This is a genomic window from Paracoccus alcaliphilus (genome assembly GCF_028553725.1).
GTDB lineage: Bacteria > Pseudomonadota > Alphaproteobacteria > Rhodobacterales > Rhodobacteraceae > Paracoccus > Paracoccus alcaliphilus.
Window position 1 is genome coordinate 576554 of the sequence record NZ_CP067124.1, and the last position, 19932, is coordinate 596485.

The window sequence follows — 19932 nt, forward strand, 5'->3', positions numbered from 1 at the left end:
CTGAACAAGCGCTTTGGGAGGGAAATTCTTCCACTGCATCATCTATCTGTTCGTAAGCGGGAAGCGGAGACCGTTCAGGCCTTGTAGTTCCATGGCATGAGAGCGTCGATGTTTGCGCTTTGCCATTGCTTGGCAATGTGCTCCAAGGTCTGGGTAGCCACACGACGGGGTCGACGCTGTTCGTTTTGCAGGTCTGCAAGAGCGTGGAGATGGTGGCCCATGTCCGACCGCCGCCATCTGACCCGGCGAACAGGCTGTTCTTCCTCGTGATGGTCATCACCCGTTCATTCTGCCCATGTCGGGCAATTTGTTGAGGTGCATTACCGGTGGCACGCGCTCTTCGGCCGACAGGTTCGGGTCGAGCGTGTCGACCGACGCAAGTCCGGTCAGTTTGTCCATATCGAGGTGCTGCCTGGCATCTTCATGGTCGTGGCCGCGTGGATGCTCGACCCGGCAGCTTGCACCGGCATGGTCCTCGGCACACCGCGCGTATCGCTCGCGGCCCTGTCGGATCTCGATGACCTTCTGAGTCGGCGCGGTCTTCGGCGAAGCTCTTCCGGTGATGTCATCGCCGGAAAGGAACAGACCGATGCAAGACCTGCCCACCGGGCCGTCGAGCCCCAGGCAACTGCAGATGCAGTTCGACTCGGAGCGGTTGCGCGGAATGAGCCCACGGGAGCGCCAGCAGGTATTGACGCGCCTGGCCATTTTGTTGGCCGAAGCGGGGGAACGAGCAAGTTGGAGCAAGACGATGATGGACCGTGATCTCTTTCCGCCGGCCATCCTGCAGCGCAAGGCGGTGGTCTATGTGCGCCAATCGACCCCGGCCCAGGTGGAGTTCAACACCGAGAGCCGGCGACGGCAATATGAACTGGTCGAAGTCGCGCGTCGTCGTGGTTTCCGGACCGTGGATGTGATCGACGACGATCTCGGCCGCTCTGCCAGCGGCATGGCGGCCCGAGCGCCGACGCGTACCCGTTGCTCTTACCAGAAGGATAGCGACGCCAGCCCAGAAGAACGCCGATACGATATGGATTATCGCGCCGGGGGCAGTATGGGTGAGGTCCACATCTGCGATGGTAACCGCAGCCGGGCCATGCAGGACATTCGAGGTGGCGTTCAGCGGCATCCACGGCGCCACCCCCTCCATGACCGCCATCACGCCCAGAACCAACGCCGACAGGACCGCCGCAAAGCTGCCCGCAAGGGGCAGGGCAAGGCCGAGACCTGCCATCGGATTGCGGACCGTCATGAGGATTCTCCTTCATTCGGGCGCCGTTAACCGCAAAACCCCCGATATGTTCCCGCATCACCGCCGGACGAAAAACTTCGCACGGGTTTTCGCGGGATGAGCCTCACGGATCAATTTTCGATGCGGCAGGCAGGAACATCCCGCTCGCTACCTTGTTGCTTTCACCGTCTGCCGCAGAAGGCGGCATGAGTTCACAGGAGGATCCGATGAAGACCAAGGCCCTTGATGACCTGTTTCATGACACGTTGCGGGATATCTATTACGCGGAACGCCAGATCCTGAAGGCCCTTCCGAAGATGGCGCGCGGCGCACAATCGGAGGAACTGCGTTCGGCCTTCGAGGCGCATCGCGAGGAGACCGAAGTGCATGTCGAGCGGCTGCAGAACGTGTTCGAGTTGATCGGCAAACGCCCTCGCGGGAAGACCTGTCCGGCTATTGATGGGATCATTGAGGAGGGCGAGGAGATACTGGAATCTTTCAAGGGTTCTCTGGCGCTGGATGCGGGGCTGGTGTCGGCGGCGCAGGCGGTCGAACATTACGAGATCACCCGTTACGGCACACTGAAGCGGTGGGCGGAGGTATTGGGCATGAAAGAGGCGGCTGCGCTGCTGTCAAGCACTCTGGACGAAGAGTCGGCTGCGGATGAAAAGTTGACCGGCATTGCCGACAAGACGGCCAATCCCGAAGCTGCCGAGCCGGTTGAATAATTCCCGCCGCAAAACTCTGTCGATTTCATGGTCATCAAAGGAACACGCCATGCCAAAGATTTCCGAAGCAAGGATCCTGATCCTCGCCACCGACGGTTTCGAGCAATCCGAATTGGAAGTGCCTCGCGACCAGTTGCGCGAAGCCGGGGCGACGGTAGAGATTGTCTCGCCCGATGGCGAAAGCATCCGTGGCTGGCAGGATGGCGATTGGGGGCAGTTGGTTTCAGTGGATCTGGCTCTGGCCGGGGTGGATGTTTCGTCTTATGATGGAATTGTTCTGCCCGGTGGCCAGATCAACCCCGACAAGCTGCGCATGGAGGCAACTGCGGTCGATCTGGTGCGGCGGTTTCACGACGGCGGTAAAGTGGTCGCAGCCATTTGCCATGGTCCTTGGTTGCTGGTCGAAGCCGACCGAGTTCGGGGTCGTAATGTGACGTCCTATAAATCCATCCGGACGGATCTGGAAAATGCCGGCGGACTATGGTCCGATAATGAGGTTGTTACGGATCAGCGTATTATCACCTCTCGCAGCCCCGACGATCTGGATGCCTTCTGCGCCTGCATAATAGAGGTGATCGAGGAAGGTGAAGAAAACGGATAGGATATGCCGAAGGCGCAAGCCTTGCCTGGCCAATGCACCAGAGGAACCCATATGGATCTTGGACGAGCCATGGAAATCGCCGCCGCTGCCCATGAGGGGCAAACCGACAAGGCGGGTGATCCGTATATTTTGCATCCTCTGCGGGTCATGGCGGCATGTAAGGGCGACGCGGCGCAGATCGTGGCCGTGCTGCACGACGTGGTCGAGGATAGCGACTGGACTCTGGAAGCCTTGCGAGCGGAGGGATTGCCGGACGATCTGGTCGCTGCACTGGACGCCGTGACGCGGCGCGACGCCGAGGATTACTTCGATTTTGTATGCCGGGCGGGACAAAGCGAAATCGGGCGCGCAGTAAAGATCGCGGATCTGCGCGACAATCTGGAAATCAGCCGCATCGAGAAACCCACCGACAAGGACGAGCGGCGGTGCGAGAAATACCGCCAGGCGCTGCAAATCCTCAAAGCATCGCCGGATGACCCGGCGCAAACAGCTTTGTCAGCGGCGGTAATCGTCAAGCATAAGTAGCCATTCATCTCCGTCCTTTTCTGAACCACCTGGGAACCTTTCCTCTGAAGCAGCGTTCTGCCCTCGACGCGCCTGAGTGGAACCCTGCGTGTCACTCCACCACCCCAGACCCCTGTGTCGATTCCCGGCGCAGGGGTTTTCTTGTGGCGGCTCACGCCGCGCCCCTGTTCCCGCGTTCCAGAGGTCGTCATCGAGGATGCGCAGCTCAGGCGCTTCCTGAATGACCCATTCTGATTCCGGGTTGCCACAGCATATGGAAAATACTGGCGGGAACGCGCATGAAATGGCCTGTGGTGCCAGTCGCGCGGCATCGCTGACATCCCTTGTTTGCTAGGACAGTACCGGCTATATGTCAGGATATAATACGGAGGCCAGCCATGAGCAATGCCGCACAGAAGAGAGCGATCGAGAATTACCGGACACGCCTGACGCAGCGTGGCTTCAAGCGTTTCGAGGTTCTGGCGCTGGAAGCCGACCGTGAGTTGATCCGGTCGCTTGCCCGGCATCTGGCCGAGGAGGGGCCGGGAGCGGAAGAAGCCCGGCAGACCGTCAAGGCTCTGGTTGCCGGCGAGCCGCCGAAATCTGGGGACATTCTGTCGGCCTTGCGCCGCTCGCCTCTGGTCGGCGCCGATCTCGATCTGTCGCGCCCGCGCGAGGAAGGGCGCCGGGTCGACCTGTGACGCGCTACCTCCTCGATACGAACATCATTAGTAATATCGTCAAGCCGCAACCGTCGGAATCGCTACTGGCGTGGTGGGCGGAGCAACGCGACGAAAATCTGTTCATCGCCTCGTTGACCATCGCTGAAATCCGGCGTGGCGTTCTCGAAAAGCCACGCGGCAAGAAGCGCGATGCTCTCGATGCCTGGTTTTCGGGACCGGAGGGGCCGCAGGAGCTGTTCGCCGGCCGCATTCTTTCGTTCGATGACAAAGCGGGCCTGATCTGGGCGCGTTTGATGGCAGACGGCAAGGCGGCTGGACGTCCGCACAGCGCTCTCGACATGATCATCGCTTCTGTCGCAGGTGCAAACGACTGTATTGTCGTTACGGACAACGAGAAGGACTTTGCCGGGCTGGAATTCGTCAATCCGCTGCGTGCGGTGGAATGATCCCCGACAGGCCGGGATCAAGAACGGGTTCGTGCCATTTGCGTGCTACGCCGAGCCAGCGGTCCACGAACGCCTGACACTCGGGCTTTCCGAAGCGGAGCTGGAACTTATAGAGGCGATTGACCACCTGGCGCATCAGATCGCGCATCTCGTCGTCGTCAATACGCGAAAGCTCTTGCCATGGATTTGGTTGCCGTCGGCATCGACGACAAAAACATCGGAGAAATTTCCGGCATTCGTTACCGGCACTCGCCCCGCATGGATGTTCTCCAGCATGGTGTTGCGGACGCAGATCATCGCCATCGCCTTGGCGAGTTGAGCCGCAATCTTCTCCTCGTCCCGCCGCCTCATCCGGCCACTCCCGTTTGGTTTTTACTGGCCCGGCAGACCAAGGCTGAGTTGCCGGGTATCGTCTTCGTCCCTTTCCGGCTCCAATGAGGATAGCGTCGCGCCAAGAAGCCGCACACCCTTTTTGACCGGGAACAGCGGCTCCAGAAGCACCGACGCGATTCCGACGAGTTCCTCCACTCCGCGCAATCCGCGCTCGTTAGTCCGGCTGCGGGTGATCTGCTGGAAGTCGGCATATTTGACCTTGAGTGTCACAGTGCGGCCGGTCAACCCCTTGAGCGCACCTCGCTATGCCGAGCTACAGGTGACGTCGCAGTTTTCCTTCCTGCGCGGGGCGTCCTCGGCCGAGGAGCTGTTCGCGACTGCGGCGGCGATGGGGATAGAGGCGCTGGCAGTCACGGATCGCAATACGTTGGCCACCCTGCCCTGACTCGCTATTCCCGCTTTTCCTTCTTGGCATCAATTCTCAGCGCAAATCAACTCGCTTTGGCGACGCCGTGAATGCCGAGGACAGCAGCTGACATGAAACCCGCTTGCGGGCAGCGTGGGCAGTGTTGATGACGCGCAGCAGGCCGGCCGAAGGACGTGACAGCAGCGTGACTTCCACTCCGCAAGCAAGGCAGCCGCAGATCGATTCAGGATGAACCCTCGTCATATCGCAGCCGCGCTGGCCCACGGTCCAGCGCGTCACGAGCATGGGCAGCAAGATCTGTCCCAATGCAGCCGGAGCTTAGCGATCTTGTCCGCTGGTTACCGCAAAGGACCACGATATCTTCGGCGGCCAAAAGGATGGCCGCGAGATGCCGGTAGTGATCGCTAGAACCGCGTCAGATCGTCCGGTGCGACGGCCAGCAGTTGAGAGTCTAGGAACGCCGCGTCACGGTGACGGCTGACAGGATCGGCTGACATCACAGGTCCAGCCCCGCAATGATCTTGTCCGGCGTCGCGGGCAGGTCGCGCACCCGGACGCCGCAGGCATTGTGGATTGCGTTCAGCACCGCTGCCCCTGCACCGCAAATCCCCAGTTCCCCCAATCCCTTGGCCTGTAGCGGACCGACATAGGCATCGCGCTCCGGCAGGAAATGCACCTCCAGCGGCGGTACATCGGCATGGCAGGGGATGTGGTATTCGGCAAGATCGCGGCTGACGGCATGGCCGTCCCGGGGATCATGCTCCATCGCTTCGGTCAGAGCGATGCCAATGCCGAATGTCATACCGCCAAGGCATTGCGAACGTGCGGTCTTTTCGTTCAGAACCCGGCCGCAGGCGAACACGCCCAGCATCCGCCGCACCCGCGCCTCTCCAGTCCAGCGATTGACCGCAACCTCGGCCCAATGGCTGCCCCATGTGGCCTGACGGACGGATTTTTCGGTCTTGCCAGGTTGCAGATGACCCTCTGCGCCGATCGGGCTGTCGATCAGGTCGGACAGGGATTTTGCTACATTGCCCGCGCGTGCCACACCATCATGCAAGGACAGGTCGGTTTCGTCACATCCCATCTTGGCCGCAATTTGCCGCCGGATGTCCTCGCACGCCAGATAGACCGAGTTTCCGCTGGAGGCCGCGCCAAACGAACCGCCAGATCCTGCGGCGGGCGGGAAATCGGTGTCGCCTAGCCGGACCTCGACACGGTCGGTCGGCAAGCCCAGCATCTCGGCCGCAAGCTGGCCGAGAATGGTATAGGTGCCAGTGCCGATATCGGTCATATCGGTTTCGACGATGGCCCGGCAGTCGGGGTGCAAGGTGACTTTGGCGCGGGACTCGATCAGCATATTGACGCGCACTGCCGCAGCGACCCCCATCCCGATCATCCATTCGCCCTGCACCTGCTGTCCCGTGGGGCGGCGTTCCGACCAGCCAAAGCGTTCGGCGCCGACCCGCAGGGCCTCGGCCAGCTTGTTGCTGGAGTAAGGGCGTCCGCTCACGGGCTCGGCGTCGGGGATATTGCGCAGGCGCAGTTCAACCGGGTCTATTCCTGCGGCTTCGGCCAGTTCGTCCATCGCGCATTCGAACACGGTGACACCCACAGCCTCACCGGGGGCGCGGACGGACCCTGCGCAGCCGCGGTGGATATGCGCGACGGCGTGGACAATCTGGCGATGCGCGGCTTCATAGGTAAAGGGTGTGGCTTGCGTCACGGGTTCCGAAAACTGCGTGCCGGGCAAGTTGGAGACCAGCACGTCGTGGCCGATACCCGTCATGCGGCCATCGGCGTCGCAGGCCAGCCGTACGCGCTGCCGCGTTTCAGACCGGCGATGGGCAAGGTCGAACACCTGCTGCCGGGTCATCGCCACCTTGACGGGGCGGCCCAATTGCTTGGCGGCGATGGCGGCAGCAACAGCCTCGGCGTTGATGCCCAGTTTCGATCCGAAACCGCCGCCGACATAGGGGGCCAGCAATCTCAGCTTGTCGGGCTTGATCCCGAGCGCATCGGCCATCTGCGCGCGGTTCGAGGACAGCATTTGCAGACCGGCCCGGATCGTCAGGTGATCGCCGTCCCATTCGGCGACGGCGGCATGTGGCTCCATCGCGGCGGCCATCTGGGACGGGGTGTGCCACACCGCGTCCACGGAAACGGCGGCATCCCGCATGGCCTGAGCCAGATCGCCGGTGTTCGATTGTTTTTTGGGGGGCAGTTCGGGCTTGACCGCATTCGGGTCCACGACCGCAGTCTCTGCCGAATAGCGCACAGACAGGTTTTGCGCCGCATTGGTCGCAGCCTCAAAGCTGTCGGCCACGACCAGCGCAATGGCCTGACCCATATACTCGACCTGATCCGGGCCTGCCTTCGGACCTTTCTGATCCATTCCCTGCGAGGCATAACGGATCATGCGCGGATCATGAATGACGGCCAACGCGCCCGGCGCGTCACCGATGTCCAGAACCCTGCCTGCGGGAATGGAAGCCTGCACCAGAACGCCATAGGCTATCTTATCCGGCCGCACCTCGGCTGCGTAAGCCGCGCGGCCCGTCACCTTCAGCGGGCCCTCCAGCCGATTGAGCGGTTGGCCCAGAACGCCCTGCACCATATGGTCCAGCCGGTTGTCGTGGTCGGGCTTATCGACTTTCAGATGACGGGTCATGCGCCAGCCTCCAGCCCGGTTGCATCGCGAAGCGTTGCGATCAGCGTGCGGCGCAGCAGCGGGATTTTGAATTGGTTCTCACCCCACCCTCGTGCTGGCCGCAATATGATCTCTGCGGCATCCGCAAAAAGCGGGTCCGAGGGCATTTTCCCGGCCAGCAGCCATTCGGCCTCGGGGTTGCGCCACGGCCTTGCAGCGACCCCGCCGAACGCCAGCGCGGCGTTGGCGATCTGTGTGCCGTTCATCGTGACAACTGCCGCGACCGACACCAGCGCGAACGCATAAGAGGCGCGGTCCCGGACCTTGCGATAACGCTGTTGCCCCCCGGCAGGCGGGGGGAGGGTGATTGCGGTGATGATCTCACCGGGTTGCAGCACGGTTTCCAGATGCGGAGTGTCACCGGGCAGCAGATAGAAATCGGCCAGCGCAACCCGCCGGGGATTGGGGCCGTCGATTTGGACAACAGCATCCAGCGCGCGCAAGGCCACGGCCATGTCGCTTGGATGTGTCGCGATGCAATGTGATGACGCCCCCAGAATGGCATGATTGCGCGTTACGCCGCCGATGGCCGCGCACCCTGCACCGGGATCGCGCTTGTTGCAGGCCATGCGGCGGTCATAGAAATAAGGGCACCGGGTCCGTTGCAGCAGATTGCCGCCGGTTGTGGCCATATTGCGCAATTGGCCGCTGGCCCCGGCCAGCAGCGCGCGGGACAGGACAGGATAATCGCGCCGGATAACGGGATGGACGGCCAGATCGCTGTTTTTCACCAAGGCCCCGATCCGCAGGCCATCGCCATCGGGTTCGATCCGGGCAAGGTCCAGCCGGGTAATGTCCACCAGTGAGTCAGGCGTCATCACCTCGTGCTTCATCAGGTCCAGAAGGTTGGTGCCGCCGGCGATGATGGTCGCGCCGACCGCGACATCGCCAAGTGATTCAGCGCGATGATAGGTGAACTCTTTCATGCTGCGTCCTCGTGGCGGTTGCCCTTGCCGGCAACTTCGAGGATGGCATCGACGATATTGGAATAGGCGGCGCAGCGGCAAAGATTTCCGCTCATCCTTTCCGCGATTTCGCTATGAGACATTGGCTGCGGCCCGTCCAGGCTGGCCGAAGCGTGGCTGGGCCAGCCCGCCGCGATCTCCTCCAGCATGGCTGTGGCTGAACAGATCTGCCCCGGCGTGCAGTAACCACATTGATAGCCGTCATGGTCCAGAAAGCTTTGTTGCAACGGGGAAAGGTGTTCCATGGTACCCAGCCCTTCAATGGTCGTGATCTGCGCATCCTCGGCCATGCAGGCCAGCGTCAGGCAGGTATTTATCCGCCGACCATCAACCAGAACCGTGCAGGCACCGCATTGCCCATGGTCACACCCTTTCTTGGTGCCGGTCAGGCCCAGATGGTGGCGCAACGCATCCAGAAGCGTCGTTCGAGTGTCGATGTCGAGGTCATGGGACTGGCCATTAATCATAAGGGTGATCTGCATGTGGCCTCTCTTGCTGGCGAACTGCTGGCTGACGGTTGCCGGACTAACCCCCAGGACGGGCGGGGGGTTCCGCGACGGTCTATTCCGTCACGCCCCATCCTGCGCCGACGCATTTACGATAGGCGCTGGTGTCGTCCTTGCGGTTTGGAAAACGGACGACTAAGGCCGCGTGCCCCCACAAGGCCAAAGCGCCACGGCAAATCCTTTGCCTTGCTGATGCCGATGCGTGGACCTGCAAGAATGTCGGGGAATGTCGGCGACAGAATGATGCGAAAGTCGTCGGTGACAAACGAGGCGCCATCGTCCGTCGAGCGGATATCCAGCGCCTGTGTCAAACGTCCTGGACCGTTGCACAGACTTTCATTGCCGCGCCGCAGTCGCATCAGGTCAATGCCGTATTCAGGCCTGATGGCACGGATCAGCACGGCCTCGCCGGGTCTGGCGACGACGTTAAGGCATAGATGGATGCCGTAAGACCGATAGACATAAGCATGTCCCGCCGGACCGAACATCGCGCCGTTCCGCGCGCTCGGCCCGCGAAAGCTGTGAGAGGCGGGGTCATCCTGGCGATAGGCTTCGGTCTCGATGATGGTGCCACCCGCACCGCGAACCCACAGGGATGCCCCGATCAGTCTTTGTGCGAGGCTGACGGCATCCATTTCGGCGGCTTGCTGTGACAAAAGCACGTGGGTCATTCTCTCTTTTGCCGGATGCTTTCAATACTGAAAACATTCCCGCCGTTGCTTCGTTCCAACCGCAACACGTTTTGAAAAACGGACAGCCATCACCCTGTTCGTATCCTCCACCCGCACAGGGCCTGCCACGTCGCCGAATGAAGGCATAGAGCGCCGCCGTTCCCTCAGGAAGCTAGCCTTCCGATCCGGCATCCAGCGCAGTGACCGGGCTGAAGATAGCTGTGATCACTGCGACGACCGGCTCATTGTCATTAGTTTGATAATCCGGAAAATCACGCTGTTCTAACAGGCCGCTGAAATAGTTGCCGAACCAGAACCGCTTCCTGTCTTGGCGACTGATGAGGATCATGGCCGGGCCCTTCGGCGCTGGAGGGCATAGTTGCCTCATGGGTGCCTGATGCCCGGTTTGGAGGTCAGGCCCCCAAAAGCCGGGGCAATCGGGCCAGGTTGTTGGCGGCCATTGTCAGGATGAAGCGGGATCTCACCCGTTCGACACCGCGATAGACGGTCTGGGCCATGCCGCCGACGGTCTTGGTCCATCCAAAGGGCTCCTCGATCCGCTTTCGATGCTTGATCGACAGGGCATACCCTTTGTGCCGTGTGGTGCGTCCGTCGATTGCCGAATGCCGCGCTTTTTGGGCGACATGGGGGGTGACGCAGGCCCGACGCAGATCGGCCACGAAGCCAGCGGCATCATAGGCCTTGTCAGCGCCCACCGTCAGTTTTCGGGTCGAGCCAGGGGAATGACGATGCAGCATGTCGAGCGCGGCCTTCCGTTCGGCATGGTCGTCGGCCTGTGTCAGGTCGCCCTGAACGATCAGCCCGTTTCGGTTTTCCATCAGCGCATGTCCCATGAAGCAAAGCATTGCGCCCGTGCCGGGGGCTTTCTTGTAAAGCCGTGCCTCCGGATCGGTGGTGGAGACATGGGTCGCGTTGGAGCGCTTCTCGCCCTTGAAGTCGACCTCGGCATTTCGGCTGCGATGGTTGGTGTGGGGCATTGGAGCTGTCTCGGGGTTGGTCGCGGCGGCCTGATCAGCGGGGATGTCATCCTGGGCGGGCGGACCGCCGGGACCCTCGTCACTGGGCGGCGCGTCCTCGGTCTTGGGCTTGAAGCTTTTCATCGACGCCCAGGCCTTGATGAGCGTGCCATCGACCGAGAAGTGATCATCCGACAAGAGTGGCGCAACTTCGCGATGGGCCAGGATCGCCGCCATCACCTTGCGCGACATCTCGGTCGTCAGCAGCCTGTCCCGGTTCTTGGTGAACACAGTCGGCCTTCGGCCCGGGGCTTCGCCCGTTCAGGGCTGAAATCCGTCCCCCGGGGGCTGTTGAAGAAGTTCGATGTCTCTGATTCACTTGGCTGAACAGAGATATTGGGGCAGCGATGCTGGGTCGGAAAGAACGCGGGCAACTGGAGCTTTTCATCACGGGGTCGCTGCGGGGGCTGATCCCTGATGACCATGTGCTGGTGAGGGTCGATCAGGTTCTTGATCTTGGGTCGGCTGCGCGCTGAAGTGGCCGATCTCTATTGTGCCGACAATGGCCGTCCCGGTATCGATCCCGAGGTAGCCATGCGGCTGATGCTGGCGGGTTTGCCTCGATTGGGATCGTTCGAGACCGGCGGCTGATGCGTGAAGCGCAGGTCAATCTCGCGATCCGCTGGTTCGTCGGTTACGCCTTGCACGAGGCCTTGCCGGATCACTCCTCGCTGACGCGCATCCGGCAGCGTTGGGGCGCAGATGTTTTCCGCCAGATCTTCATACATGTCGTGCGACAGTGCCAGGCGGCGGGCCTGGTTTCGACTGAAACCGTCCACATTGACGCCAGCCTGATCCGGGCGAATGTCAGCATGGACGCACTGGTTTCGCGCCATCTGGATGCGGTCGAGGCCGCCCGTGACGACGTCAATGGCGCCGAGCGGGACGCGCGCACGAGCGGCAAGTTCAAGTTGCTCTGCCGCACAGACCCGGACGCGACCATGGCTACATCCTCCAGGGCGCCGCTGTGCCCGGCCTACAAGCAGCACACGGCCGTTGACGATTTTGCGGGCGTCGTCGTCGATGTGGAGATTGTGACCGGCGAAGAACATGACACGGGCCGGTTCGATGAGCGCCTGGAAGCAATCGAAGCGACCCTTGGAGTTACCCCGGGCCGGATCACGGCGGACAGGCTCTATGGCATTGGCCGGATTTACGCCGCCCTTGAAGACCGCAGGATAGCAGCCGTCATCCCGCCTCTTCGTGCCCCCCGTCGCAAGGCGGCACAGGGCTTTCCAACCGAGCGGTTCAAGTTTGACCCCCATCACGATGTGGTCCGGTGTCCGGCGAGGAGGCGGCTGACCCCGAGAAACGTCACAAAATCCGGGCAATGGTATCGCGCCGACCGGCATGACTGCGCGCGCTGTCCTCTCAAGGCGCAATGCCTGCCCCGGGGCGCGCCATCCCGCAGGGTGCATATCGTGACAAACCACGCGGCCATCTTGCGCGCTCGACGCAAACGCCTGGCATGGGGAAAGGACGGCCATGCGAACCGCCGCGACCACCGGCGCGAGGCTCCACTGCGGCAGCAGATCCGCAATCTACCCGGTCAGCCGCTCGATCCGCGCCTCGGCATCGGCAACCGCGTCGATATAGTCCTGCAGGACGATCTGCTGCGCCGGATACGTGAAGCGCACCAGCGCGAGCCACCGCCGATAGGCCCCGGTCCAGCCTTTCTTCCCCGGATAGACCTGGCCGTGGCGCAGCAGAAAGCCCTGCAGGTGCTGGCGCGCCTTGCCCGCCACCCGCATCGCCGTTGCCCGCGCCCGGACCAGATCGCGCATCGCCTCATGCGCCACATCCGGAAACAGACCGCCGTCAGCTCACCCGACCGGTGCAGCTTTGCCGGCATCACCGCATCGCGACGGTCGGTCTTCATCCGGTCGCCCGCCTTCACCGGGATCAGCGATGGCGCCACCACGATGCAGCCGTGCCCCATCTCGACAAGTTGGCGGTAGAGGCCATAGCCGCAGGGGCCCGCTTCATAGCAGAGATGCAGCCGTGCCGCACTGGCCGAAAGCTTCTCGACCAGTTTGCGGACATGATCGGGACGGTGCGGCACCGTCCCCCAGTGGCGGACCTCGCCGCCGCGTTCGCCTTGCGCAACCGCAACAGATATCGTCGCCTTGTGGACATCCAACCCAATGGACGTGCTATCCTGCATGTGGTATCTCCCCCATTCCTGAGGCTCGGCACCGGCCCGTCCGGCGCAACCCTCGAACGGAGAATGCCGCGGGAGAGGCCACCGGCCCAGTCAGTTCACACAGCGATCATGGGTTCTAAGCATGCATGAAAGATGGCGGATGCCTCTTTTACAAATAGCTCCTAACGGGGCTCTCGACCACTACGGCGCTTTGCAATGCCGATCAGCACCCCAAAGACGTCATAGATCAGTACGGCGATACAGCCAGTCAGCACCCCTCCCTGAACGACGAAAGCCAGATTGTTGGAGGTCAGGCCGGCAATTATCACTTCGCCGAGGCTGCGTGCGGCGACGGTCGAGCCGATCGTCGCAGTCGACAACGCAATGACGATCGAGATGCGGGTGCCTTCGAGGATCAACGGCAACGCCAGAGGTATCTCCACCTGCGTCAGCATCTGGCGGGATGTCATGCCGACAGCTTTACCGGATAGCAGCACTGAGTCGGGAACCCCGCGCAAGCCTGCCAAGGCATTCTCGAAGACAGGCAACATACCATAAAGGAAGAGTGCAAGGATTGTCGGACGGCTGCCGAAGCCCATAAGTGGAACTGACAACGCCAGAACGGCGACCGGCGGAAAAGTCTGCCCTATATTCGTCAGCACTCGGGACATGGGTAAAAATTCAGCGCCAGCCGGGCGGGTAACGAGGATAGCCAGTGACACCGCGAGGACGGTTGACGGCACCATTGCCAACAGCACAAGAGTCACATGCGCTGCTGACAGATTGGCAAGGGTTGCGCGGTCGTAGATGACCGGTCCGCCCTCAGGTGCGAAGGGGCGCAGAACGGGTTCAAACAGACCGGGAAAGAAGATCAATCCACCCGTTATGGCGATCAGAATGACCCAGCGCAGCGTGGTCATGACGGCCCTGCGCGTCTGCCTGCTGCAAGAATATCGTCGCGTTTAACGATACCCAACTGTCGCCCTTGCCCATCGACGACCGGCAGTTTGTCGCGCCCGGTCCAGATCATCTCGGCCAGCGCATCAGACAAGGATGCGGTATCATTGACGGGATCGCCAGCTGCCTCACCTGCGCACAAATGCGGACCAACTGGTTTCAGAGCCAGCAGGCGCAGCGCGCGGCCCACCTCTCCGACGAGTTCGGCCACGAACGGCGTAGCAGGTGTACAAACAATTTCGTCGGGTGTCCCGAACTGCTCGAACCGCCCATCTCGCATCACGGCGATAGCAGCGCCCAGGTTCAGCGCTTCGCTCATATCATGCGTCACCAGCACAACCGTCGTGCCCAATTGGTGACGAATCCGCACCAGGTCCCGCTGCGCCTGGCGACGGAGCACCGGGTCCAATGCCCCAAAGGGCTCGTCCATCAGAAGCACATCAGGCTGCGCCGCAAGCGCTCGCGCTACTCCGACGCGCTGAGCCTGTCCGCCCGAGAGTTGATGCGGATAACGCTGCCCGATCTCGGCAGGATCAAGTTGCAGCATATGCAGTAGTTCGTTAACTCGGGCGACGATCCGGGCTTTAGGCCATCCGAGCAATGTCGGCACGACGCCGATATTGCGGGCCACTGTCCAGTGAGGAAACAACCCGTTTCCCTGAATGACATAGCCGATGCTGTGGCGCAATGAGGCCTCAGGAATTTGACCTATATCCGTGCCATCGATCAGCACTTTGCCCGACGTGGGCACCACCAGCCGGTTGATCATTCGCAGCAGCGTCGTCTTGCCCGAGCCTGAGGTGCCGACTATGGCAGTCACCATGCCGCGTGCGAAGCTGGCGGACACATCGCTGACCACTGGCTTATTGTTATAGGTTTTGGTCAGGGCCACCAGATCGATCATTCTTGTTGCACCCTGAAAAGCGTAATTATCAGGTCCATGATTGCAGAGGTCAGGAAAGCCAGCGCCACCGTCGGAAACACCCCAAGAAGAATGAGATCCGTTGCCGTCTGCCCGATTCCCTGAAAGATGAAAGTCCCATAACCGCCTGCGCCGATCAGCGCTCCTACGGTGGCCAGCCCGATATTCTGCACCATCACTATTCGTGCAGCAGCAAGAATGACCGGAATACTCAGTGGCAAATCCACCATCCAAAGTCGCTCGGCCCCGGTCATTCCCATTCCGGACGCGGCTTCGATGACTGTCTGCGGCACCTCATCCATCCCGGCCACGGTATTGGCGACAATAGGCAACAACGAATAAAGAAACAGCGCCACCATTGCCGGTGCCATCCCGATACCACTGATCCCTGCATTTGTCGCGCCGGGTACATGTGAGGCTATCCAGGCGAGCGGGACAATAAGAATCCCGAACAAAGCGATCGAGGGAATGGTCTGAATAAGCGTTAGCATGCTCACTACGGGATCTCGCAGTCTCGGGTACCGGTGGATGAAGAGCCCCGTCGGCAGACCGACCACGAAGGCGGCAAGAAAGGATCCGAAGGCCAGGGTAAGATGATCCAGTGTCGCACGCCGAAACGTGTCCGCGCGCCCTCGGAACTCCGCCATGATGGACAGTTCGGCTAGTGCCCCGGACCAGAGAAGCGTCGCTACGACTCCGACGGCGCCGACAAGCAGGCCGACCCTCAGGATCGGTCCGGGGTGCAAGCGGGCGAAAGCGTCCGCCAGAAGCAGCAAAAGCGCGCCAACCGCAAGCCAGAAGCCTGCGCCGGGCGATACCCGCGCCGCTGGCGCAGCCTGTTCAAGTAAGATCGTCGCGCCTCGTCCTAAAAGAATGATGTGACCGGTCAGTGCGACAGCGAGCAGCAGCATTCGGGTTCCAGGCCGTCGCACTAGCAGCAGAAAGATCACCAGCAATCCCGTGGCGGCAATTAGCGCCGTCGTTGTCGCCGGTCCGAATACCTCGAACACTGTTTGGCCTTCAGGAGGTGCAATTCTATTGGGCCTTAGGCTGAACGCCGAAAGGGGCAGCGCGGCAATCAGCGGTATCGCCAGTACAACGGTCAGCTTGTCGATACGCCGCATGGAACTTCTCAGTCGAGCAACCCCAATTCCGTTAGATAGCCTTGCGCTACCTCTGCCGCAGGAACGCCCTCGACCTGAACCTGGCCGTTCAGTCGTTGTAACGTCTCCAGGTCCAGACCGGCAAAAGCCGGTGCCAGTAATTCGGCGATCTGCGGATACGCAGCCAATACTTCAGCTCGGATGATCGGGGCTGGTTGATAAACCGGTTGCACATTTTTGTCGTCTTCCAGTACCTTCAGCTCGGAAAAGGCAATCGCACCATCTGTGCCGTAAACCATTGCCGCATTGGCGCCGCTGGTGCCGGCTGCCGCCGCCTGGATCGTAGCGGCGGTATCTCCACCCGACAAAACAATCAACTGGTCCTGATTCAGGGTAAATGCGTATGCTTTCTGAAATGCGGGCAGCGCCGGGGCCGAGTTGACGAATTCAGCCGATGCCACCAGCTTGACACCACCCCCGCCGGCCACCCATGCACCAAATTCCGAGAATGTTCCAATGCCTGCCGCGCTGGCGACATCCGAGCGCAGGGCAACGCCCCATGTGTTGTTCGCGGGGGCAGGCGCAAGCCAGACAATATCATTGGCCTCCTGATCCAGTTTCTTTGCCGCCTCATAGCTTGCAGCGGCATCCTGCCAGATGGCCTCATCAGCGCGATTGAAGAAAAACGCAGCATTTCCCGTATATTCAGGATAGATATCGATCTCACCTGCGATAATTGCCTCGCGCATGATCGGCGTGCCGCCCAGCTGTATTCGATCGCGGGTCTCGATACCCGCATGATCCAATAACTGCAGAACTATCTGGCCGAGCACCCCACCCTCAGTATCAATCTTCGATGCAACGACGACCTGCGCATTGGCATTCCCAATGCCGACGACGACCGCGATGAGAAACATCAGGACGGATTTGGTCATATCGTTCCCTTTCGGCACGGGGTGGCCAGACGCTGAGCGAACTGCCTGCTGATTCGTGCTCCTTGCCGACATATGGTTGGTTCGGCTGATTTAATCGGCTATTGTCGCCATGCCGAAACCCGAAACACGTCATCCTGGTTCCGTCCGCGCCGCCGATTTGTTTGAAATTCCGGTCCTCGCTGTGCGGATCGAAATCCTACCGAGCTCAGTTCGTCCATTGGCCATATCATCAGGTCGAGTCTGCCAACATTGGCCAACCTGCCACAATCAGGCCGCCATCGAATCCACTGTTCAGATTTCTGACAAATGTAGGCGTCAAGAGGTGCGATCATCGACATTCGGCGCGTGTGATGAGCAAAATGTTACATTCTACTCCGATCGGACAAAAAATCCCCCGCACCAAAATGCGGGGGGATCGGGCAGAGAGCGTGAGGGTTGACCCTTGTGATGGGGGCAATGGAACAGCTGCCGCTTCGACGGAATGTTCCCAGAAAGTCCTACCAGCGAGATTACAGAGATGCTTTGGCCGCAAAGCTTTATTGCGTACCGTGGACATGGGAGACGCTGCCGATCGTCTCATTGTCGGGGCCGTAAACCTTGGCGCCGTTCAGGGTGGCCTCATTCAGGTCGCAGGGCTGAGGTCGGGGATGATTGAGGAGGTCCATGCTGGAATTCCTCAGGTTGAGTGAACGTGACAGAGACCAATCCTCTGCGGTCCGTTATGTTCCAGCGATGGGGGGCGAAAGCTGCAGGCCGGTTGAAGCCCCGCTTCCAGCCTGCTTATGCGGCCAGCCAGAAGACCGTGGCGGGCGCGGCGGCCAATATGGTGACCCCGATCAGCACGAACACGCCATCCCGGGCCAGCATCGCCAGCGACATGAAGAACACCACCGTCCCCAGGAGCGACGAGGCGAAGGGCAGCAGTTCCAGAAATGGCATGCACAGCCCGGCAAGCAGGCAGATCAGCTGCGCGCACCACAGAAAAGGCGGGTGCAGCAGGAAAGTCAGCCGTGGCCGGGTCAGCCGGTCGATCCATGTGGCAGGCGTCCTCAGCCTCTCGGCCACCATGCGTAATCGCTGGCTGGAGACGCCGCGCCGCATCAGGAAGCCTGGCAGCCAGATGTGATCGCGGTGCAGCATCATCTGCGCCGAGACCAGTGCGATCCAGATGCCGCAGGTGCTGGAGAAAAGCGGGATGCCCGACAGCGGAGAGACGACCGCCAGCGCCGGCAGCATCAGGTTGGGTATGAACGACGCCTTTCCCAGCGCGCCCGCCACATCGCCCAGCCGGATTTGCGTCCCCGTCGCCCGGTCATGGATGCGGTCCAGCACCGAGGCCACGCTGGCATTGTCGGGGGGGCCTTGGGGCCGGGCGTCGCAGGGCGTATGGGTGTTCATGGCGCAAGGGTCCTGCAAGGGCGCATGGCTCAGCAGATCTGCTTGGGACCGGTGCGCAACTCATCGGGCAGGATCAGCGGACATAACCGGCGCTGTGCTTCCTTGACAAGGATGCAACCCAGTTGGGTGCCCAGCCTTCGCGGGTCGTCATCCTGCAGTTCCAGACCGGAGATGTCGTCGCTTTTCACATGAACGGCGCCGCCATCGACCAGATGGAAATGCAGCGTGATCGAGGTCATTCGGTTCATCGTCTTGCCCTTTTCGATATGGTTTCGCAATCGGCGCGACGCCTCAGGGGTGATCGCTGCTGTCGCCATCAGCCGCGGCGGCGCGCCATGAGAATGGCCCGGCGGCACATTTGTTCCCGTCTGACCGCCCCGATGATCGTGATCCTTCGGGAACAATCGCCGATCCCCGCCGTTTCCTGACAACGCCCTTCATATCAGGAAAGGCACGGAAGATGAGACGCACCGACCCGCTGAGTTTCTGTCTGGGCATCGCCGCCGGTATCGGGCTGAAAGCAGCCTGCGACCTGTTCGCCGCCTCTTCGCGGCCAAACCCGAAGGGTACGCATTATGTCCGCGCCGCCGGGCAGAGCCAGATGCGGGCCCCGCCGAAAGACTGGGATATCGTTGACGAGCAGTCCGACGAATCCTTTCCCGCCAGCGATCCGCCCGGCAATTACTGACCCGGGACCGGCAGTGATGACAGCAGGCGAGGCCATGTTGTGACCGGGATCAGGTTCGGCGCGCCCGGCACCGAGGCGCTGCACCTTTGCGTGGACATGCAGCGGCTGTTCGGGCCGGGCTCGTCCTGGGCGGTGCCGTGGATGGAAAAGATCCTGCCCGCGGTCGCCGAACTGACCGAAGCCCATGCCGCGCGCACGATCTTCACCCGCTTCATTCCACCCGCCGATCAGGGGGCGGCCATCGGGTCATGGGCGCGTTATTATGCGGTCTGGCCACAGATGCTGCGCGACCGGTTGCCATCCGAATGGCTGGAGCTGGCGCCGCCTTTGGCCCGTCATGTTCCGCCGGCACGGCTGTTCGACAAGCAGCTTTATTCGCCCTGGCCGGATGGCAGGCTGGACGGGTTTCTGCGCCGGACCGGGATCTCTACCCTGATCGTCACCGGGGGCGAGACCGAAGTCTGCGTTCTTGCCACGGTTCTGGGTGCGATCGACCGCGGCTATCGGGTGGTACTGGTGTCGGACGCGGTCTGTTCCTCGGCGGACCCCAGCCATGACGCCGCGATGCGGATCTATGAATCGCGCTTCGGACAACAGGTTGAGACCGCGCCGCTGGCGGAACTGCTGGATCAGTGGCGGGTCTGAACGCCTATCCCTGACCCCGGTATCGGCGGGCCAGTTCGGCCAGTTCGCGGAATTCGGCCGCCATGGCCAGTTCCTGCGCCATCCCCTCGGCAGGCACGGCGCCGGGATCTTCCTGCCCGTCATGCAGGATCTGACGATCCGCCAGCCAGTCGGTTGCATCCTGCCATTCGCTTGCGGTGCCATGCGCCAGCAGCCGGGCCAGCACCCGCCGCTGCGCCAGAAGGCGGCCCTCCAGCGCCTGCAAATATGTGTCGGAACCGCCCATCTCCGCTTCTCCTGTCTGGTCCATGCGCCACGGT

General features: G+C 61.5%; 27 protein-coding genes and 3 pseudogenes. 11 read left to right on the forward strand and 19 right to left on the reverse strand.

Translation table 11 applies throughout. The features are described from left to right. Window positions 1-74: 74 nt before the first annotated feature. Window positions 75-283: pseudogene (locus JHW40_RS03060) on the reverse strand (transposase domain-containing protein); the annotation flags it as partial. Further along, window positions 277-399 carry a hypothetical protein gene (locus JHW40_RS03065; protein WP_272849049.1) on the reverse strand — a complete coding sequence of 41 codons (123 nt, stop codon included), beginning with the start codon at window positions 397-399 and terminating at the stop codon, window positions 277-279. The gene JHW40_RS03065 and the pseudogene JHW40_RS03060, both read right to left, overlap by 7 nt. A 190-nt stretch (window positions 400-589) precedes the next feature. Here JHW40_RS03065 and JHW40_RS03070 point away from each other — a divergent pair, with 190 nt between their 5' ends. The 6 genes from JHW40_RS03070 (at window position 590) to JHW40_RS03095 (ending at window position 4193) form a co-directional block, all read left to right on the forward strand. Beyond that, window positions 590-1282, forward strand: coding sequence for a hypothetical protein (locus tag JHW40_RS03070; protein ID WP_211657415.1), 693 nt, complete (start codon window positions 590-592; stop codon window positions 1280-1282). A gap of 176 nt (window positions 1283-1458) precedes the next feature. Then, a complete protein-coding gene (locus tag JHW40_RS03075) occupies window positions 1459-1959 on the forward strand; it encodes a YciE/YciF ferroxidase family protein (protein ID WP_090617022.1) in 501 nt (166 codons plus the stop codon). 49 nt (window positions 1960-2008) lie between these two features. Beyond that, window positions 2009-2560, forward strand: a complete 552-nt coding sequence (locus JHW40_RS03080) for a type 1 glutamine amidotransferase domain-containing protein (RefSeq protein WP_090617024.1) — start codon at window positions 2009-2011, stop codon at window positions 2558-2560. Window positions 2561-2611: 51 nt separating this feature from the next. Beyond that, a complete protein-coding gene (locus tag JHW40_RS03085) occupies window positions 2612-3085 on the forward strand; it encodes an HD domain-containing protein (protein ID WP_090617026.1) in 474 nt (157 codons plus the stop codon). A gap of 377 nt (window positions 3086-3462) precedes the next feature. Continuing rightward, window positions 3463-3765, forward strand: coding sequence for a hypothetical protein (locus tag JHW40_RS03090; protein ID WP_090617028.1), 303 nt, complete (start codon window positions 3463-3465; stop codon window positions 3763-3765). Next, the gene (locus tag JHW40_RS03095; RefSeq protein ID WP_090617031.1) at window positions 3762-4193 is read left to right on the forward strand and encodes a PIN domain-containing protein; all 432 of its coding nucleotides are present in this window, start codon (window positions 3762-3764) and stop codon (window positions 4191-4193) included. The genes JHW40_RS03090 and JHW40_RS03095 overlap by 4 nt, the downstream gene beginning before the upstream one ends. Here JHW40_RS03095 and JHW40_RS03100 read toward each other — a convergent pair. From JHW40_RS03100 to JHW40_RS03110, 3 genes are read right to left on the reverse strand one after another with little or no spacing between them, the layout of a single operon-like run. After that, window positions 4168-4341 carry a hypothetical protein gene (locus tag JHW40_RS03100; RefSeq protein WP_244519355.1) on the reverse strand — a complete coding sequence of 58 codons (174 nt, stop codon included), beginning with the start codon at window positions 4339-4341 and terminating at the stop codon, window positions 4168-4170. The genes JHW40_RS03095 and JHW40_RS03100 overlap by 26 nt on opposite strands. After that, window positions 4329-4544 carry a hypothetical protein gene (locus JHW40_RS03105; RefSeq protein WP_244519356.1) on the reverse strand — a complete coding sequence of 72 codons (216 nt, stop codon included), beginning with the start codon at window positions 4542-4544 and terminating at the stop codon, window positions 4329-4331. The genes JHW40_RS03100 and JHW40_RS03105 overlap by 13 nt, the downstream gene beginning before the upstream one ends. A 21-nt stretch (window positions 4545-4565) precedes the next feature. Further along, window positions 4566-4811: a DinB/UmuC family translesion DNA polymerase gene (locus JHW40_RS03110; protein ID WP_090617035.1), complete on the reverse strand. Its 246-nt coding sequence runs from the start codon at window positions 4809-4811 to the stop codon at window positions 4566-4568. Between the two features lie 4 nt (window positions 4812-4815). Between JHW40_RS03110 and JHW40_RS03115 the strand changes: the two genes are divergently transcribed. Further along, window positions 4816-4971, forward strand: a complete 156-nt coding sequence (locus JHW40_RS03115; protein ID WP_211657418.1) for a PHP domain-containing protein — start codon at window positions 4816-4818, stop codon at window positions 4969-4971. 478 nt (window positions 4972-5449) lie between these two features. Here JHW40_RS03115 and JHW40_RS03120 read toward each other — a convergent pair whose 3' ends face one another. The 6 genes and pseudogenes from JHW40_RS03120 to JHW40_RS03145 all read right to left on the reverse strand — a co-directional run. Further along, on the reverse strand, window positions 5450-7624 hold the full coding sequence (locus tag JHW40_RS03120; protein ID WP_090617037.1) for a xanthine dehydrogenase family protein molybdopterin-binding subunit: 2175 nt from the start codon (window positions 7622-7624) through the stop codon (window positions 5450-5452). Further along, window positions 7621-8589: an FAD binding domain-containing protein gene (locus JHW40_RS03125; protein ID WP_090617040.1), complete on the reverse strand. Its 969-nt coding sequence runs from the start codon at window positions 8587-8589 to the stop codon at window positions 7621-7623. The genes JHW40_RS03120 and JHW40_RS03125 overlap by 4 nt, the downstream gene beginning before the upstream one ends. Then, window positions 8586-9110, reverse strand: a complete 525-nt coding sequence (locus JHW40_RS03130) for a 2Fe-2S iron-sulfur cluster-binding protein (RefSeq protein WP_090617042.1) — start codon at window positions 9108-9110, stop codon at window positions 8586-8588. The genes JHW40_RS03125 and JHW40_RS03130 overlap by 4 nt, the downstream gene beginning before the upstream one ends. A 113-nt stretch (window positions 9111-9223) precedes the next feature. Further along, on the reverse strand, window positions 9224-9805 hold the full coding sequence (locus JHW40_RS03135; RefSeq protein WP_090617044.1) for a DNA-3-methyladenine glycosylase: 582 nt from the start codon (window positions 9803-9805) through the stop codon (window positions 9224-9226). A 172-nt stretch (window positions 9806-9977) separates the two neighbouring features. Next, window positions 9978-10154, reverse strand: a complete 177-nt coding sequence (locus tag JHW40_RS03140; RefSeq protein ID WP_170851950.1) for a hypothetical protein — start codon at window positions 10152-10154, stop codon at window positions 9978-9980. Between the two features lie 64 nt (window positions 10155-10218). Continuing rightward, a pseudogene (locus tag JHW40_RS03145) lies at window positions 10219-11079 on the reverse strand (IS5 family transposase); the annotation flags it as partial. Between the two features lie 219 nt (window positions 11080-11298). Between JHW40_RS03145 and JHW40_RS03150 the strand changes: the two are divergent. Together JHW40_RS03150 and JHW40_RS03155 are read left to right on the forward strand one after the other, a co-directional pair. Next, window positions 11299-11433, forward strand: coding sequence for a hypothetical protein (locus tag JHW40_RS03150; RefSeq protein WP_272849050.1), 135 nt, complete (start codon window positions 11299-11301; stop codon window positions 11431-11433). Continuing rightward, entirely contained in the window at window positions 11433-12800 is a 1368-nt protein-coding gene (locus tag JHW40_RS03155) for a transposase (protein ID WP_272849051.1), read from the forward strand. Before JHW40_RS03150 ends, JHW40_RS03155 begins: the two co-directional genes overlap by 1 nt. Here JHW40_RS03155 and JHW40_RS24100 read toward each other — a convergent pair. The 7 genes and pseudogenes from JHW40_RS24100 to JHW40_RS03185 all read right to left on the reverse strand — a co-directional run. After that, window positions 12713-13006, reverse strand: a pseudogene (locus tag JHW40_RS24100) (IS110 family transposase); the annotation flags it as partial. The gene JHW40_RS03155 and the pseudogene JHW40_RS24100 overlap by 88 nt on opposite strands. Window positions 13007-13167: 161 nt before the next feature. Continuing rightward, window positions 13168-13905, reverse strand: a complete 738-nt coding sequence (locus JHW40_RS03160) for an ABC transporter permease (protein WP_090617047.1) — start codon at window positions 13903-13905, stop codon at window positions 13168-13170. After that, complete coding sequence (locus JHW40_RS03165; protein WP_090617049.1) at window positions 13902-14846, reverse strand: ABC transporter ATP-binding protein; 945 nt, start codon at window positions 14844-14846, stop codon at window positions 13902-13904. The genes JHW40_RS03160 and JHW40_RS03165 overlap by 4 nt, the downstream gene beginning before the upstream one ends. Beyond that, window positions 14843-15988, reverse strand: a complete 1146-nt coding sequence (locus JHW40_RS03170; protein WP_090617051.1) for an ABC transporter permease — start codon at window positions 15986-15988, stop codon at window positions 14843-14845. The genes JHW40_RS03165 and JHW40_RS03170 overlap by 4 nt, the downstream gene beginning before the upstream one ends. A gap of 8 nt (window positions 15989-15996) precedes the next feature. Further along, entirely contained in the window at window positions 15997-16902 is a 906-nt protein-coding gene (gene osmF / locus JHW40_RS03175; protein WP_090617053.1) for a glycine betaine ABC transporter substrate-binding protein OsmF, read from the reverse strand. Window positions 16903-17682: 780 nt separating this feature from the next. Beyond that, the gene (locus tag JHW40_RS03180; RefSeq protein WP_090617055.1) at window positions 17683-18300 is read right to left on the reverse strand and encodes an exopolysaccharide biosynthesis protein; all 618 of its coding nucleotides are present in this window, start codon (window positions 18298-18300) and stop codon (window positions 17683-17685) included. Window positions 18301-18329: 29 nt separating this feature from the next. After that, window positions 18330-18548, reverse strand: coding sequence for a hypothetical protein (locus JHW40_RS03185; protein WP_139208259.1), 219 nt, complete (start codon window positions 18546-18548; stop codon window positions 18330-18332). 212 nt (window positions 18549-18760) lie between these two features. Between JHW40_RS03185 and JHW40_RS03190 the strand changes: the two genes are divergently transcribed. Both JHW40_RS03190 and JHW40_RS03195 read left to right on the forward strand, forming a co-directional pair. After that, entirely contained in the window at window positions 18761-18988 is a 228-nt protein-coding gene (locus JHW40_RS03190; protein WP_090617060.1) for a hypothetical protein, read from the forward strand. A gap of 39 nt (window positions 18989-19027) precedes the next feature. Continuing rightward, on the forward strand, window positions 19028-19633 hold the full coding sequence (locus JHW40_RS03195) for a cysteine hydrolase family protein (RefSeq protein ID WP_244519358.1): 606 nt from the start codon (window positions 19028-19030) through the stop codon (window positions 19631-19633). 4 nt (window positions 19634-19637) lie between these two features. On the opposite strand, the gene JHW40_RS03200 is transcribed toward JHW40_RS03195, so the two are convergent. Continuing rightward, window positions 19638-19898: a hypothetical protein gene (locus JHW40_RS03200; protein ID WP_090617062.1), complete on the reverse strand. Its 261-nt coding sequence runs from the start codon at window positions 19896-19898 to the stop codon at window positions 19638-19640. Window positions 19899-19932 lie beyond the last annotated feature (34 nt).

Bases quoted from the DNA above. Each gene is read 5' to 3' on its own strand.
- JHW40_RS03200 (WP_090617062.1), bottom strand. From the start codon at position 19,898: ATGGGCGGTTCCGACACATATTTGCAGGCGCTGGAGGGCCGCCTTCTG.
- JHW40_RS03155 (WP_272849051.1), top strand. From the start codon at position 11,433: ATGCGTGAAGCGCAGGTCAATCTCGCGATCCGCTGGTTCGTCGGTTAC.
- JHW40_RS03075 (WP_090617022.1), top strand. From the start codon at position 1,459: ATGAAGACCAAGGCCCTTGATGACCTGTTTCATGACACGTTGCGGGAT.
- JHW40_RS03065 (WP_272849049.1), bottom strand. From the start codon at position 399: ATGGACAAACTGACCGGACTTGCGTCGGTCGACACGCTCGACCCGAAC.
- JHW40_RS03185 (WP_139208259.1), bottom strand. From the start codon at position 18,548: ATGAACCGAATGACCTCGATCACGCTGCATTTCCATCTGGTCGATGGC.
- osmF (WP_090617053.1), bottom strand. From the start codon at position 16,902: ATGACCAAATCCGTCCTGATGTTTCTCATCGCGGTCGTCGTCGGCATT.
- JHW40_RS03180 (WP_090617055.1), bottom strand. From the start codon at position 18,300: ATGAACACCCATACGCCCTGCGACGCCCGGCCCCAAGGCCCCCCCGAC.
- JHW40_RS03120 (WP_090617037.1), bottom strand. From the start codon at position 7,624: ATGACCCGTCATCTGAAAGTCGATAAGCCCGACCACGACAACCGGCTG.
- JHW40_RS03090 (WP_090617028.1), top strand. From the start codon at position 3,463: ATGAGCAATGCCGCACAGAAGAGAGCGATCGAGAATTACCGGACACGC.
- JHW40_RS03105 (WP_244519356.1), bottom strand. From the start codon at position 4,544: ATGAGGCGGCGGGACGAGGAGAAGATTGCGGCTCAACTCGCCAAGGCG.
- JHW40_RS03140 (WP_170851950.1), bottom strand. From the start codon at position 10,154: ATGATCCTCATCAGTCGCCAAGACAGGAAGCGGTTCTGGTTCGGCAAC.
- JHW40_RS03130 (WP_090617042.1), bottom strand. From the start codon at position 9,110: ATGCAGATCACCCTTATGATTAATGGCCAGTCCCATGACCTCGACATC.
- JHW40_RS03135 (WP_090617044.1), bottom strand. From the start codon at position 9,805: ATGACCCACGTGCTTTTGTCACAGCAAGCCGCCGAAATGGATGCCGTC.
- JHW40_RS03070 (WP_211657415.1), top strand. From the start codon at position 590: ATGCAAGACCTGCCCACCGGGCCGTCGAGCCCCAGGCAACTGCAGATG.
- JHW40_RS03160 (WP_090617047.1), bottom strand. From the start codon at position 13,905: ATGACCACGCTGCGCTGGGTCATTCTGATCGCCATAACGGGTGGATTG.
- JHW40_RS03080 (WP_090617024.1), top strand. From the start codon at position 2,009: ATGCCAAAGATTTCCGAAGCAAGGATCCTGATCCTCGCCACCGACGGT.
- JHW40_RS03190 (WP_090617060.1), top strand. From the start codon at position 18,761: ATGAGACGCACCGACCCGCTGAGTTTCTGTCTGGGCATCGCCGCCGGT.
- JHW40_RS03100 (WP_244519355.1), bottom strand. From the start codon at position 4,341: ATGCGCGATCTGATGCGCCAGGTGGTCAATCGCCTCTATAAGTTCCAG.
- JHW40_RS03165 (WP_090617049.1), bottom strand. From the start codon at position 14,846: ATGATCGATCTGGTGGCCCTGACCAAAACCTATAACAATAAGCCAGTG.
- JHW40_RS03085 (WP_090617026.1), top strand. From the start codon at position 2,612: ATGGATCTTGGACGAGCCATGGAAATCGCCGCCGCTGCCCATGAGGGG.
- JHW40_RS03125 (WP_090617040.1), bottom strand. From the start codon at position 8,589: ATGAAAGAGTTCACCTATCATCGCGCTGAATCACTTGGCGATGTCGCG.
- JHW40_RS03170 (WP_090617051.1), bottom strand. From the start codon at position 15,988: ATGCGGCGTATCGACAAGCTGACCGTTGTACTGGCGATACCGCTGATT.